The organism is Pseudodesulfovibrio halophilus DSM 5663, assembly GCF_059568665.1.
Genome location: NZ_JCANTV010000015.1, coordinates 104,056 through 116,629, shown reverse-complemented (window position 1 = coordinate 116,629; position 12,574 = coordinate 104,056). Strand labels below are relative to the sequence as shown.

Here is a 12,574-nt window from a genome sequence, read left to right as displayed (position 1 = left end):
GCCGGTGGACTTTGTGATAAATGGAACATTCTTGATTTTAGGGTGTAGCCGTTTGCTGCAAACCAATCCATTTTAGGAGGACTTGATATGGCTATCGTAGTTGTTGGACACAAGAATCCGGATACCGACACCATTGCTTCCGCCATTGCGGTTGCTGATCTCTGGACCAAGCGCGGCATGGAAGCCAAGCCCATCGCTCAGGGCGAAATCGCTCCCGAAACCGCTTTTGTTCTGGAAAAGTTCGGTTTTTCCGCCCCCGAAGTGATGACCGACGCCACCGATCAGAAGATCGTGCTGGTCGACCACACCGACCTGTCCCAGTCCATGGACAACCTTGAAAAAGGTGAACTCCTGGGCGTTGTGGACCACCACAAGCTCGGCGACGTCACCACCCCGAACCCGCTCGAAATGTGGGTCTGGCCTGTCGGCTGCACCGGCACCGTCATCAAGGCCATGTACGACTTCTACGGCATCGAAATGCCCAAGAACGTCGCCGGCATCCTGCTCTGTGCCATCCTGTCCGACACCGTCATGTTCAAGTCCGTCACCTGCACCGACGCCGACAAGAAGGCCGTCGAAGAACTGGCCAAGATCGCCGGTGTCGCCGACGTGATGGCTCTGGGCATGGAAATGTTCAAGGTCAAGTCCGCCGTTGACGGCGCTTCCGCCGACGAACTGGTTTTCCGTGACTACAAGGACTTCGACATGTCCGGCAACAAGGTCGGCATCGGCCAGCTGGAAGTCGTTGACCTGTCCATGCTGGACGCTCACAAGGAAGCCCTGCAGGCCGAGATCGAAAAAGTGAAGACCGACGGTCGTCACTCCGTCTTCCTGCTGCTTACCGACATCATGAAGGAAGGCTCCGAAATGCTGATCGCTTCCGACGACGCTTCCGTTGTCGAGAAGGCTTTCGACGGCGTCAAGGTCGACGGCAACTCCGTCTGGCTGGAAGGCGTGATGTCCCGCAAGAAGCAGGTCGCCCCCAACTTCATCAAGGCTTTTGAAGGTTAATCACCGCAAGAGCTTGTTGTAGCGCAAAGTCAGGCCCGGTGCGATCGGCGCACCGGGCCTTTTTTGTGCCTGAATTTCACAAGCGCGATTATTAATTGCCGGTTCCGCGTTTACACGCTTGCTCCTGAACGGTATATAAGAGGATGTGCGAAATCCTTTTCGAACCGTAAATTGGAGGAACGACCAATGGCCAATTGTCATGAAATGAAGCCCGGCGACATCTACTACTGCGAAAAGTGCGGACTTGAACTCAAGGTTGAAAAGTCTTGTTCGTGCAGCCCGGGCGGTGAGGAATCCTGTACGGTGCCGCTTTCCTGCTGTGGGCAGGAAATGACCAAAAAGTAGGTCGATAGAAATCCCCCTGACGATCTTCGGCAGGGGGATTTTCTAGTCTTGGGTGTCCCGCGCGAATTCCTGAGCGCAGCGCCAGAAGCCTTCCGGGTTGCCGGTATCGTGAACTTCCTCAGCAACGGGTAGGCCGTAAATCGGGATGTCGGCTTCAAGCATCGCGCGCCGGACCATGCCGTCACTGAGTTCCTGCCGTCCGATCTCGGCAAGCCCTCTTTCTATGAACTCGAAGTAGTGGGGCAGCGCGAGGTAGATGCCGCAGGTTCGCATTTCTCCTTCATGCCGAGGTTCGAAGTGTCCTTCCCTTTTGGGATGAATCGATCTCAGACGAATGCGGTTTCCTTCAGAGAAGTCCTCGAGGTCCACGCGGCCTGAGTTGCTTATACAGTGCTTGTTCTCGTCGTTGACCTGCATGAGCGCGACAAGGTCGGCGGGTGCCTTGGTGAATTCGTCGAGCATCTTTGCCATCACGCCTGAGGGTCTGCACACGTTGTCGGGATAAACCACGGCGAAAGGATTGTCTTGGACGACATTACGGGCAAGAAAGATGGCTCCGCACTCGCCGTCGAGCTGTTCCTGTTCGATAAAATGGAAGCTGCTTTTCTCAAGTACGGCATCCAACTCGCTTTGATGCTCATCCTTCATGCCACCGGGGTATTGCCCTTTGTCAAACAGGGTACGGATGATTTCCTTGCCGCGCCGGGTGATGATCGTGAAATCTCGGATTCCTGCCTGAAAGCCTTCGACCACAGCATGCTGAATGGCCGCCCGACCGCCAATGGGGAGCATCTCCTTGGGGAAATGACCGGGGATGCCCGGAATCGCGCCCGCCATCCTGCGTCCGAGCCCGGCTGCGGGAATGACCATGTGCTGTATCTGGTTCATGGAGTATCCTCTTTGTTTTCCGGACCATATCCTGCGTGAGCCCGCTTGTCACCGACAGGTTTTCTTTTTGCGGATGCTGGGCTAGATTGCCGGAAACCCTCTGGAGATCAACAGTGCTCAGCAGCTTTTACAACGCTTTCGACACCGAGTGCCAGAACCACGGTCAGAACCGTAAGGAGAAGGGGCGCACCCCGTTTGAACAGGATCGCGACAGGATCATATATTCTCCGGCCTTTCGACGACTGCAGAACAAGACTCAGGTCTTTCTGTCCGGGGAATTCGATTTCTATCGCACCCGCCTGACCCATTCCATAGAGGTCTCGCAGATCGGGCGGTCCATCTGCAATCACCTGAACCGGTTGCACGACGGCCCTCTCGGCGACGATTTCATCGTGGACCAGAATCTTGTGGAGGCGGTCTGTCTGGCGCACGACATCGGGCATCCTTCGTTCGGCCATGCGGGCGAGGCCGCGTTGAACGAGCTTATGTATGATCGGCGCGCCGGGGGCTTTGAGGGCAACGCCCAGAACCTGCGCATTCTCAACGACCTGTTCTACCGTAGCGGGGCGGAGTGGAAAGGCATGAACCCCACACGCGCCTTTCTGGACGGGATGCTGAAGTACAAGATTCTCCACAGGGACTCTGGGAAGAAGAAGCACCATTTCATATACGACTTCCAGCAGCCCACGCTGGATTTCGTTTCCGGTCAGCCATCCTTCCGGGATGCACTTGAAGGCGACGAGGAGAGCCTCAATTCCTTCAAGAGCATCGAATGTCGCATCATGGACTGGGCCGACGACATTGCCTACAGCATCCACGATGTTTCCGACGGCATACAGGCCGGATTCGTCACCGTTAAGACTATTCGCAACTGGCAGGACTTCAAGAGCGAAGACTACACTGGCGAAGATGACGCGCATCTGGACCGACTGTGCGAAGCTGTCATGAAGGATCGGCACAACGGGTATCTCAACGGGATGATAGGCAAGTTCATCCATGGGACCACTGTCGTGGAAAGGCAGAACTTTCTCTCGGACCGCACCAACCGGTATGCGTACGACATAAAGGTCGATCCGGCCATGCGCGCTCTGTGCAGGCTGATGAAGAAGCTGTCCATGGCCCTCGTGTTCCGGACGCCCCAGATTCATCAGACCGAATACAAGGGGCGACGTATTCTCAAAGAACTTTTCGAGGTGTTCGAGAAGGAGTACGTGCTTCTCAAAGCACCTCGTTACCAGCTTCTGCCAGCGCATTATGGTCGGGCAATAGCTTCCTTGCAGGATAAGGACTGGAAATACCGCATCATTTGCGATTACATTTCGGGCATGACCGACGGGTTCGTGGTACGGACCTATCGACGTCTGTTCGATCCCCAGTTCGGCTCCATCACCGACCTGGTCTGATTCAAGAGCATGTTGCAATGAAGAATCCCCCGCATCGGGTCGATGCGGGGGATTTTGCTATTCCTCACATTTGGCGGTGGCCTGACAGAAGCGTTCAAGCTCCTCGTAGTCGCTTTCCACCGTCTGCTGGATGAAGCCGATTTCCTTCTCGGTGAGATGGCGGAACCGGCGCTGGAGTTTCAGGTAGTCGCCGATCGGTTTGACTTTCTTTATCTTCTTGGTGAAAGCGAAGCGCCCTCCTGTCACCTCATAAAGCGGGAACAGGTTGGTCTCCACCGCGAGCTTGGCAATCTCGATGGACTTTTCACCCTTGCTTCCCCAGCCGGTGGGGCAGGGAGAGTAGATGTGCAGATAGGCCGGGCCGTCCACGGCGAGAGCCTTGGCGACCTTGTCCATGAGGTCCGTGGGATGGCTCGGGCTGGCCGTGGCGACGTAGGGCACGCCGTGCTCTGCGATGATGCGCGGCATGTTCTTTTTCTGCGTATGCTGGCCGATGCTTTCCGAGCCGCATGGCGACGTGGTGGTGGATGCGCCGTAGGGTGTGGAGCTGGAGCGCTGGATGCCAGTGTTCATGTAGGCCTCGTTGTCGAGACAGACATAGAGCATGTTGTGCCCGCGTTCCATGGCCCCGGACAGGGAGCCGAAGCCGATGTCGGCCGTGGCTCCGTCGCCCCCGAAGCAGATGATATTCGGCTTTGAGGAGAGCTTTCCCTTGCGATGCAGCGTCTTGATCGCCGCTTCCACGCCGGAGGCCACCGCGCCCGTGTTCTCGAAGGCCACGTGAATCCACGGCACCTTCCATGCGGTCTGCGGATACGGGGAGCTGATGATTTCCATGCATCCGGTGGCGTTGCATACTATCGTATCCGGCCCCGCGACGCGAGTAACCATGCCCATGGCGAGCACCTCGCCGCAGCCCTGACAGGCGCGGTGTCCCGAGGAGACCATGGACTCCATCTTATGAATTTCCTTGAGCTTCGTCTTGCCGACACCGCTCAGGTCGATATCCTTAAGCATCGCTGTCCAACCCCCAGAGCGTGTAGGTTTCGTCGAGTTCGCCATTTTCGGCAAGCTCGACCATCTTCACGAAGTCGTCCACGGGCACGTCGCGCCCGCCGATTCCGGCAATGACGTTGACGATTTCCGGGGCGTCGAGGCGACCGTAGAAGACGCTTTTCAATTCCTGCGCTACAGGACCGTTGACAGAGCCGGGGCTCATGGCGCGGTCGATGACGAGCAGTTTTCCGGCCCCCTTGACGGCGTCCATGAACTCTTCGACCGGGAACGGTCTCCAGAGGCGGATGCGGGCCTGTCCTACGGCCTTGCCTTCGGCGTTCATGCGGTCCACTGCGGTCATGACGGATTCGCCGAGCGAGCCCATGGTCACGATGACGGTTTCCGCATTCTCGGCGCCGTTGGTCTCCACCAGCCCGTACTGTCTGCCGAACGTATGGTTGAGATCGTCGACAACCTCCCTGACCACGGACTTGGAGTCGAGAAGCGCCTGTTCACACTGTTTCTTGGCTTCGAGGTACACCTCGGGAACACCCACGGGGCCGAAGGTGACCGGGTCGGCGGTGTCCAGCTTGATCTGCGGTTCGTAAGGCGGCAGGAAGGCGTCCACCACTTCCTTGTCGGGAATGGTGATGGGTTCGATCATGTGGGACATGATGAAGCCGTCCATGTTGAGGATTACTGGCAGCATCACCCGTTTGTCCTCGCCGATGCGGAAGGCCGCCCAAGTAAGCTCGAGGGCTTCCTGTCCGTTTTCCGCAAAGAGCTGGACCCAGCCGATATCGCGCTCGGCCATGATGTCCGAGTGGTCGTTCCAGATGGAGATTGGGCCTGACAGGGCGCGGTTGGCCACGGTCATGACCATGGGCAGCCGCATGCTGGAGGCGATGAACAGAATCTCGTGCATCAGCGCCAGTCCCTGTGCGGACGTAGCCGTGTAGACCCGCGCTCCGGCGGCCGCGGCTCCCACGGCCGCGCTCATGGCGGAGTGCTCGGACTCCACGGGGATGTACTCGGCGTCAAGCTCTCCGTTCGCCACGAACTCGGACAGCTCTTCAACAATGTGTGTCTGGGGGGTGATGGGATAGGCGGAGATGACGTCCGGTGCGGCCATCTTGACCGCATCCGCCACTGCAAGCGATACTTCGGTTCCGATTCTGCGTGCCATGCTACTTCTCCTCCATGACCATCGTGATGGCGGTCTTGGGGCATTCGTTGGCGCAGATGCCGCAGCCCTTGCAGTAGTTCAGGTCCGGACGGAAAAAACCGTCCTCGTGTTCCGAAATGCAGAACTCGGGACAGAATACCGCACACATGGTGCACTTGATGCACTCGTCCTCGTTCAGCACGGGGACGAGGGTCCGCCAGTCGCCTGTCTTGAGCGCCGCGGCGTTGCCGGGGTCGCGGATGGCCGCTCCCGGTTCCAGCCGCTGCCACGCGCAGATGGACTGTTTGCTCATGCCAAGCCTCCTCCTTGGTTGACTGTAATGCAATCCTTCGAGGCTTCTTTTTAGCAAACTCCCTGCGCTTTCACAAAAGCAATTCGGCAAACGGCAGGAGGGAACCGTGAACGGTTACAGGTTCAGCAGGACTGACGCGTGGGTAAGAATCCCTTCCATCTGGCTTTCGTTCAGTCCGAGCCGATGCTCAAGGGTGTGCAGCTCTCCGCCGGGATCATACAAGGGGTAGTCGCTGCCGAAAAGCAGGTGGTCCAGTCCGTGATGTCTTGCAAGGTCGCCGAGGAGCTTGTCGTCCACAAATTCAAGGGTGCTGGAGGTGTCGAAGTAGACGTCTTTTCCGCAGAGATGCTCCAGCACATGATCCCAGTGTCGGTATCCGCCCATGTGCGCGGCGATGATGGTCGGCTGCGGAAACGCTTCGCGGATGGCTGCGAGCTTTCTGGGGCAGGAGGGGTTCTCGTCCGGAGGCAGCACATCGCCCACATGGAACATGAGCGTGAAGCGGCCGTTCACGATTTCCATGAGCTCGTAAAACTCTGGATCATTCATGCGGAATCCCTGAAAGTCGGGGTGGAATTTCAGCCCCTTGACACCTTTGCGCTCCAGGCGCTGCAGCTCCTCCTCGATGCGGTCGTAGCCCGGGTGCATTGTGCCGAAGGCAATGATGCGCGGGTCGCCGGCCATGAGCTCGAGCGCCCAGTTGTTTGCGGGAACGACCTGCGAGGGATCGGTCGCGGCGGTGTGGATCACAACCCCGTCAAGCCCGGCCTTGTCGGCCCGGTCCAACAGGTCGCAGGGGGTTCCGGTACCGACGGGCGCAATGCCGTAATGCCCGTGCAGCTGTTGGAGGACTTTATTGGCGATTTTCGGATGGAATGCGTGGGTGTGGACGTCGAGTTTCATGATGATATTCCGGTTTGGTGCTCGTGCGAAAACGATGTGCCTGCCGTGAGGCAAGCCACTTCATAGAAAGCGGTGGCGGGGGGCGGCTATCGGAACAGGTCGCGCAGCCAGTCGGGGCAGCGCACGATGCGTCCGTCCGGGGATACGCATGCGTGTTCGGTCATGCCCGTGGCGTAAACGGTGGACATGTCCGCGTCGCGGATTTCGTAAGCGAAGCGCATGGAGGCTTTTTTCCATTCCTCCACGCCCATGCGTACGATGACTTCCTGATCGTAGCTCACGGGCTTGCGGTATCGGCAGCAGGCTTCGCGCACGGGCAGGATGACGCCGCGTTTTTCCACCTCTGCGTAGCTCATTCCCAGCTCACGCATGGCGAAGCTGCGGGCGCGTTCGAAAAGGTGGAGATATTCGGCGTTGTAAAGGACGCCCATGGCGTCGGTTTCACCGTATGAGACGAAGTGGCGGTATCGGAACTCCGGCTGGGGGAACTCCCGGGACATTGGCTATTTCCTTGTGTTTTCGACGGCGAAGGGCAGAAGGCCGTGTCCGTCTTCTATGCGGATGCCAGTTGAATCTGCGCTCTTCTCCGTGAAGTTGTCAAGGTTGGATGCCTCGCATCCGGGGCCGTTGACGATGAACGGCACCGGGTCCTTGGTGTGAGTGCGCTCCACGCAGGGGGTGTAGTGGTCGCAACAGACCAGCCATGCAGTTTCCTCGTCCTTGAGAGCCTCGCGGAGCGGCGCCACCACCCGGCTGTCGAAGCGTTCGATGGCTTCGCGCTTCTCTTCAGGATTACCGCCGTGACCGCACTCGTCCGGGCCTTCCAGATGCACGAAGACGAAGTCTCCGGTCTCAAGGAATTTGAGCGCGGCTTCCACCTTGCCTTCATAGTTGGTGTCCAGCAGGCCGGTCGCGCCGGGAACGTCGATGACTTCCATGCCGGATGCGAAGCCAAGTCCCTTGATGAGGTCCACTGCGGAAATGACCGCGCCCTTCATATGAAAGAGTTCCTCGAAGCCGGGGAGCGACAGCGGGCGTCCCTGTCCCCAGGGCCAGATGGCGTTGGCGCGCGTGGTGCCGTTCCGCACAAGGATTTCACGGGCTTCCTGCAACAGGTCCCAGAATTCAGGGTTTCGCGAATAGCGCTGCATGTCGCGGTTGATGGGCTTGTCGAGGATGTCATGGGGCGGGTTGATGTCCAGCTCCGCCTCTGCACCGAGCGCGCCGTCCTTCTGCACCAGCAGGTGTCGGTACTGGACCCCCGGAACAAAGCTGTAGGTGTCGTTGCCCACGAGTTCCTGCATCTTTTCCACGAGCGGTCTGGACTGCTCGGTCTCTATATGCCCGGCCGAGTAGTCGCGCATGATGCCGTCCGGCCCGTAATCCTCGACCGTCACGAGGTTCATGCGCCAGACCAAGTCGTCTTGGCCGGCCTGAAGGTTCTGTGCGGCTGCCTCGATGGGGCCGCGTCCCGTATGGTATTTCTCTGGATCGAAACCGAGCAGGGCCATGTTGGCCACGTCAGACCCCGGCGGCATGGATTTCGGGATGGTGGCGCAGCGGCCGACCATGCCGGTGCGGGCCAGTTCGTCCATGGCGGGCGTGTTCGCCGCTTCAAGCGGGGTGCGGTGTCCGAGGGCCTTGTGCGGCCAGTCGCCCATTCCGTCGGCAACGAGAAAGAGAAATTTCATATGGCTTTCCTTAGAGGATTCTGAAACTTACGCAGGGCTGAACCGTGAAGTCCATGGCATCGATCTCGTCGATGCAGGCGGCTACGTCACGGGCGCGGGATTCGTGGGTGATGAAGACCACGGGCACGCCTTCGGACTGTTCGTCGCCTTTCTGCACCGCCTGAGCGATGGAGATGGAGTGATCGGCCATGCTTTTCGAGATGGCCGCCATGACGCCGGGGCGGTCCGCCACGGTGAATCGGAAATAATAGCTGCTGCGGGATTCCTCCGGCGGCAGAATGTCTGCCAGCGGGATATCCGCGTTGCGGAAACCGGTGTTGTCCGGACGGTACGCCTCGTCGCAGCCGCTGCGGTCGATGTGTTTGGCGAGGTCGATGATGTCGGCCAGAACCGCGCTGCCGGTGGGGGTGTCGCCCGCGCCCTGACCGTGCAGCATGACCGGTCCCACGGCGTTGCCGACCACGCGCACCGCGTTGTAGTTGCCGCCGACGCGCGCCAGAAGATAGGTGTATTTGACCAGAGCAGGATGCACGCCCGCTTCGATCTTGCCGTCCACCACGCGGGCGTGGGCCATGAGCTTGATGCGGTAACCGAACTCGCGGGCCAGATCAATGTCCAGCGGGGTCACGGCGGTGATGCCCTGAATCGGCAGTTCGGCGAGGGGGTAGTCCAGCCCGAACGCGAGGCGGGACAGGACGCAGAGCTTGTGCGCTGCGTCGAAGCCCTCCACGTCGAACGTGGGGTCGGCCTCTGCGTAACCGAGGTCCTGCGCTTTGGAAAGGGCGGTGGCGAAGTCCATGCCCTTGGTGGTCATTTCGGAAAGGATATAGTTCGCCGTGCCGTTCAGGATGCCGAGCATTTCCAGCACGCGGTCGCCCGCAAGGCTGTTCTTGAGCGTCTGCACGATGGGAATGCCACCGGCGCAGCTGGCCTCGAAAGACAGGCCGGTGCCGTTTTCCCGGGCGATGGCGAACAGTTCCGGCCCGCGCTCAGCGAGCAGATGCTTGTTGGCTGTGACAACGTGCTTGCCCGCTTCGAGCGCGGACCGGATCAGGTCGTATGCGGAATCCAGACCGCCCATGCACTCCACCACGATGTCAATTTCGGGGTTCGCGGTGAGTCGGGTGAGGTCCGTGGTGAACTCGGTGCCGGGAGCGGTTGCTGCGGCGCGGGGCTTGTTGAGGTCGCGCACCACCACGGTGGCGATTTCAAGCCTGCGTCCGATGCGGCGTTCGATCCATTCCCCGTTTTCCTCGAGGATTGCGGCAAGGCCGGAGCCGACGGTTCCGAATCCGGCGAGTCCGAGTTTCACGCTTTTCATCTGATATTACCCCTTTGCGAAGAATTTTCGCAGATTTCGTATTGCCTGATTGGTTCGGTGGCGGTTTTCCACGAAGGCGAACCGTACGTGGTCGTCGCCGTACTGGCCGAAGCCGAGCCCCGGAGAGACGGCCACTTCCGCTTCCTTCAGAAGCATCTTGGAAAACTCGACGGACCCCATGTGCCTGAACTCCTCGGGAATCTGGGCCCACAGGAACATGGTCGCCTTGGGCGGTTCGACTTCCCAGCCAATGCGGTTGAGTCCCTCGCACAGGGCGTCGCGCCGGTCCTTGTAGATGTCCATGATCTCGGTCACGCATTCCTGATCACCGTTTAATGCGTGCGTGGCTGCCACCTGTATTGGAGTATATATGCCGTAGTCAAGATAACTCTTGATTCTGGTGAGCGCCTGAACCATGTCCTGATTGCCGCAGCAGAAGCCCACGCGCATTCCGGCCATGGAGTAGCTCTTGGTGAGCGAGAAGAACTCGACGCCCACGTCCTTGGCCCCGTCCGCCTGCAGGAAGCTCGGCGCCTCATAGCCGTCGAAGGTGAAGTCCGCGTAGGCGAGGTCATGGATGACGTAGAGCTCGTGCTCCTTGGCGAAGTCCACGATGCGCTGGAAGAACGCGATGTCCACGCACTCTGTGGTGGGGTTGTGCGGGAAGTTGATGATCAACAGCTTGGGACGCGGCCAGCTGTGCGTGACGGCGACCTTCAGGTCCTCGAAGAAGTCCCGGTCCTTGCCGATGGGCACGCGCCGCACGTCTGCCCCCGCGATGATGGATGCATAGGGGTGAATGGGGTAGGCCGGGTCCGGGGCGAGCACCACGTCGCCGGGCGTAAGCATGACCAGCGCCAGATGTGCGAGGCCCTCCTTGGCGCCCATGGTGACGCAGGTCTCCATGTCCTTGTCGAGGTAGACGTCGAAGCGGCGCTTGTACCAGTCCGCTATCGCCTTGCGCAGCCCCTTGATGCCCTTGGACGCCGAATAGCGGGAGTTGCCGGGGCGATACGCCGCCTCGCTGAGCTTGTCCAGGATATGCTTGGGGGTGGGCACGTCGGGGTTGCCCATGCCCAGGTCGATGATGTCGGCGCCCTGGTGGCGCATCTTCATCTTCAGTTCGTTGACCTGAGCGAAGACATAAGGCGGCAGCCGGTGCACGCGGGCGAATTGCTGCATGGACGGAACTCCTCGCTGTTGAAAGGTTTTTGTTGGAACTTGTTTTCATATCCGCGCCCCGCGTCCGCTGTCAAAGTGAAATTTGTTTTCCGAAAAGGTTTGTCGAGGTATGAAATTCCTTTGAAGACGAGGGGTTGCGTTTCCAAAACAGCGGAAGACAAAGTGCCGTTCTTTCGGTTTGGGCGAAAGTGTTTCGCAAATGCTTTTTCATCGGAAAAAACGGGGAGAACCCGGGAGGTTGAAGGAGGGTTTCTTATGCGTCTTTTTTACGTCGATTCTTGACCCCGGCACCGCCTTTTATTAGCTTCATTCGTTCAATAGTCGGGAAATACCCATTAAGGAGAGCATAGAAATGGTTCAACAGTCCGAGTTCATCTGGTTCGACGGCGAGCTGGTCCCCTGGGAGCAGGCTAACGTGCACGTCCTCACCCACGCCCTTCATTACGGCACGGGCGTTTTCGAAGGCATTCGCGCTTATGAATGCACCGACGGCAGCTCCGAGGTCTTCCGTCTGGAAGAGCATATGGTCCGTCTACTGGATTCCGCCAAGATTCTCGGCATCAAGGTGCCCTACGGCCTCGACGAACTGGTTCAGGCCACTGACGAAACCCTCAAGGCCAACAAGCTCAAGGGGGCCTATGTCCGCCCGCTGGTCTTCGTGGGCGACGGCGCCATGGGCGTTCATCCCGGCAACAACCCGATCCGCGTGTGCATCGCCACCTGGCCGTGGGGCGCGTATCTCGGTGATGAGGCGCTTGAAAAAGGCATTCGCGTCCGCTGCAGCTCCTACACCCGTCACCACGTGAACGTGATGATGACCAAGGCCAAGGCCTGCGGCAACTATGTCAACTCCGTGCTGGCCAAGACAGAGGCCGTGGCGGACGGCTACGACGAGGCCATCCTGCTCGACACCACCGGCCACGTTGCCGAAGGTTCCGGCGAGAACATTTTCATGGTCAAGGGCGAAGTGCTCTACACCCCGCACCTCTCGCAGGTGCTGGGCGGCCTGACCCGCGACTCCGTAATCCAGCTCGCCTCCGACCTTGGATACGAGGTCCGCGAAATGGCCATCGGTCGCGATATGCTCTACACCGCGGACGAAGTCTTCTTCACCGGCACCGCGGCCGAGCTGACCCCGATCCGCGAGATCGACCGCCGTCAGGTGGGCGAGGGCAAGGCCGGGGCCGTCACCAAAGCGCTGCAGACCGAGTTCTTCAAAATCCTCAAAGGCGAGAACGAGGATTACGAGCACTGGCTGCACCGTTATTCGGTGGATTAGCGGCCGCTGTTCTGCTATTGACCGGGGAGTCCGGCGGCACTGGCCGGGCTCCCCGTTTTTTATATTGACCGAGCGAG

13 protein-coding genes are annotated in these 12,574 nt (G+C 59.4%); 4 read left to right on the top strand and 9 right to left on the bottom strand.

Annotated elements, in window-relative coordinates:
• The first annotated feature begins 87 nt into the window (after nucleotides 1-87).
• Nucleotides 88-1,011, top strand: a complete 924-nt coding sequence (locus tag BR24_RS15035) for a manganese-dependent inorganic pyrophosphatase (RefSeq protein WP_496542295.1) — start codon at nucleotides 88-90, stop codon at nucleotides 1,009-1,011.
• A gap of 186 nt (nucleotides 1,012-1,197) precedes the next feature.
• Nucleotides 1,198-1,356 carry a hypothetical protein gene (locus tag BR24_RS15030; RefSeq protein WP_496542294.1) on the top strand — a complete coding sequence of 53 codons (159 nt, stop codon included), beginning with the start codon at nucleotides 1,198-1,200 and terminating at the stop codon, nucleotides 1,354-1,356.
• A gap of 42 nt (nucleotides 1,357-1,398) precedes the next feature.
• On the opposite strand, the gene BR24_RS15025 is transcribed toward BR24_RS15030, so the two are convergent.
• Nucleotides 1,399-2,244 (bottom strand): sugar phosphate nucleotidyltransferase, encoded by an 846-nt coding sequence (locus BR24_RS15025; protein ID WP_496542293.1) that lies wholly within the window; start codon nucleotides 2,242-2,244, stop codon nucleotides 1,399-1,401.
• A 113-nt stretch (nucleotides 2,245-2,357) separates the two neighbouring features.
• On the opposite strand from BR24_RS15025, the gene dgt reads away from it, so the two are divergent.
• A complete protein-coding gene (gene dgt / locus BR24_RS15020; RefSeq protein WP_496542292.1) occupies nucleotides 2,358-3,647 on the top strand; it encodes a dGTP triphosphohydrolase in 1,290 nt (429 codons plus the stop codon).
• Between the two features lie 57 nt (nucleotides 3,648-3,704).
• On the opposite strand, the gene porB is transcribed toward dgt, so the two are convergent.
• From porB to BR24_RS14980, 8 genes are all read right to left on the bottom strand, one after another.
• A complete protein-coding gene (gene porB / locus BR24_RS15015) occupies nucleotides 3,705-4,664 on the bottom strand; it encodes a pyruvate synthase subunit PorB (protein ID WP_496542291.1) in 960 nt (319 codons plus the stop codon).
• Nucleotides 4,657-5,829: a pyruvate ferredoxin oxidoreductase gene (porA, locus tag BR24_RS15010; RefSeq protein ID WP_496542290.1), complete on the bottom strand. Its 1,173-nt coding sequence runs from the start codon at nucleotides 5,827-5,829 to the stop codon at nucleotides 4,657-4,659. Before porA ends, porB begins: the two co-directional genes overlap by 8 nt.
• 1 nt (nucleotide 5,830) lies before the next feature.
• A complete protein-coding gene (locus tag BR24_RS15005; protein WP_018125382.1) occupies nucleotides 5,831-6,121 on the bottom strand; it encodes a 4Fe-4S dicluster-binding protein in 291 nt (96 codons plus the stop codon).
• Nucleotides 6,122-6,235: 114 nt separating this feature from the next.
• Nucleotides 6,236-7,024: an amidohydrolase family protein gene (locus BR24_RS15000; RefSeq protein ID WP_496542289.1), complete on the bottom strand. Its 789-nt coding sequence runs from the start codon at nucleotides 7,022-7,024 to the stop codon at nucleotides 6,236-6,238.
• A gap of 86 nt (nucleotides 7,025-7,110) precedes the next feature.
• Nucleotides 7,111-7,524, bottom strand: coding sequence for an acyl-CoA thioesterase (locus BR24_RS14995; protein WP_496542288.1), 414 nt, complete (start codon nucleotides 7,522-7,524; stop codon nucleotides 7,111-7,113).
• A gap of 3 nt (nucleotides 7,525-7,527) precedes the next feature.
• Nucleotides 7,528-8,715: a cofactor-independent phosphoglycerate mutase gene (locus BR24_RS14990; RefSeq protein WP_496542287.1), complete on the bottom strand. Its 1,188-nt coding sequence runs from the start codon at nucleotides 8,713-8,715 to the stop codon at nucleotides 7,528-7,530.
• 10 nt (nucleotides 8,716-8,725) lie between these two features.
• A complete protein-coding gene (locus BR24_RS14985; RefSeq protein WP_496542286.1) occupies nucleotides 8,726-10,036 on the bottom strand; it encodes a homoserine dehydrogenase in 1,311 nt (436 codons plus the stop codon).
• 6 nt (nucleotides 10,037-10,042) lie between these two features.
• Complete coding sequence (locus BR24_RS14980; RefSeq protein WP_496542285.1) at nucleotides 10,043-11,218, bottom strand: aminotransferase class I/II-fold pyridoxal phosphate-dependent enzyme; 1,176 nt, start codon at nucleotides 11,216-11,218, stop codon at nucleotides 10,043-10,045.
• A 352-nt stretch (nucleotides 11,219-11,570) separates the two neighbouring features.
• On the opposite strand from BR24_RS14980, the gene BR24_RS14975 reads away from it, so the two are divergent.
• On the top strand, nucleotides 11,571-12,497 hold the full coding sequence (locus BR24_RS14975; protein ID WP_496542284.1) for a branched-chain amino acid transaminase: 927 nt from the start codon (nucleotides 11,571-11,573) through the stop codon (nucleotides 12,495-12,497).
• Nucleotides 12,498-12,574: the final 77 nt, after the last annotated feature.

Excerpts from the sequence above, each read along its gene's own strand:
- BR24_RS15035 (WP_496542295.1), top strand. The coding sequence starts at position 88 with ATGGCTATCGTAGTTGTTGGACACAAGAATCCGGATACCGACACCATT.
- BR24_RS15030 (WP_496542294.1), top strand. The coding sequence starts at position 1,198 with ATGGCCAATTGTCATGAAATGAAGCCCGGCGACATCTACTACTGCGAA.
- BR24_RS15025 (WP_496542293.1), bottom strand. The coding sequence starts at position 2,244 with ATGAACCAGATACAGCACATGGTCATTCCCGCAGCCGGGCTCGGACGC.
- porB (WP_496542291.1), bottom strand. The coding sequence starts at position 4,664 with ATGCTTAAGGATATCGACCTGAGCGGTGTCGGCAAGACGAAGCTCAAG.
- porA (WP_496542290.1), bottom strand. The coding sequence starts at position 5,829 with ATGGCACGCAGAATCGGAACCGAAGTATCGCTTGCAGTGGCGGATGCG.
- BR24_RS15005 (WP_018125382.1), bottom strand. The coding sequence starts at position 6,121 with ATGAGCAAACAGTCCATCTGCGCGTGGCAGCGGCTGGAACCGGGAGCG.
- BR24_RS15000 (WP_496542289.1), bottom strand. The coding sequence starts at position 7,024 with ATGAAACTCGACGTCCACACCCACGCATTCCATCCGAAAATCGCCAAT.
- BR24_RS14995 (WP_496542288.1), bottom strand. The coding sequence starts at position 7,524 with ATGTCCCGGGAGTTCCCCCAGCCGGAGTTCCGATACCGCCACTTCGTC.
- BR24_RS14990 (WP_496542287.1), bottom strand. The coding sequence starts at position 8,715 with ATGAAATTTCTCTTTCTCGTTGCCGACGGAATGGGCGACTGGCCGCAC.
- BR24_RS14985 (WP_496542286.1), bottom strand. The coding sequence starts at position 10,036 with ATGAAAAGCGTGAAACTCGGACTCGCCGGATTCGGAACCGTCGGCTCC.
- BR24_RS14980 (WP_496542285.1), bottom strand. The coding sequence starts at position 11,218 with ATGCAGCAATTCGCCCGCGTGCACCGGCTGCCGCCTTATGTCTTCGCT.
- BR24_RS14975 (WP_496542284.1), top strand. The coding sequence starts at position 11,571 with ATGGTTCAACAGTCCGAGTTCATCTGGTTCGACGGCGAGCTGGTCCCC.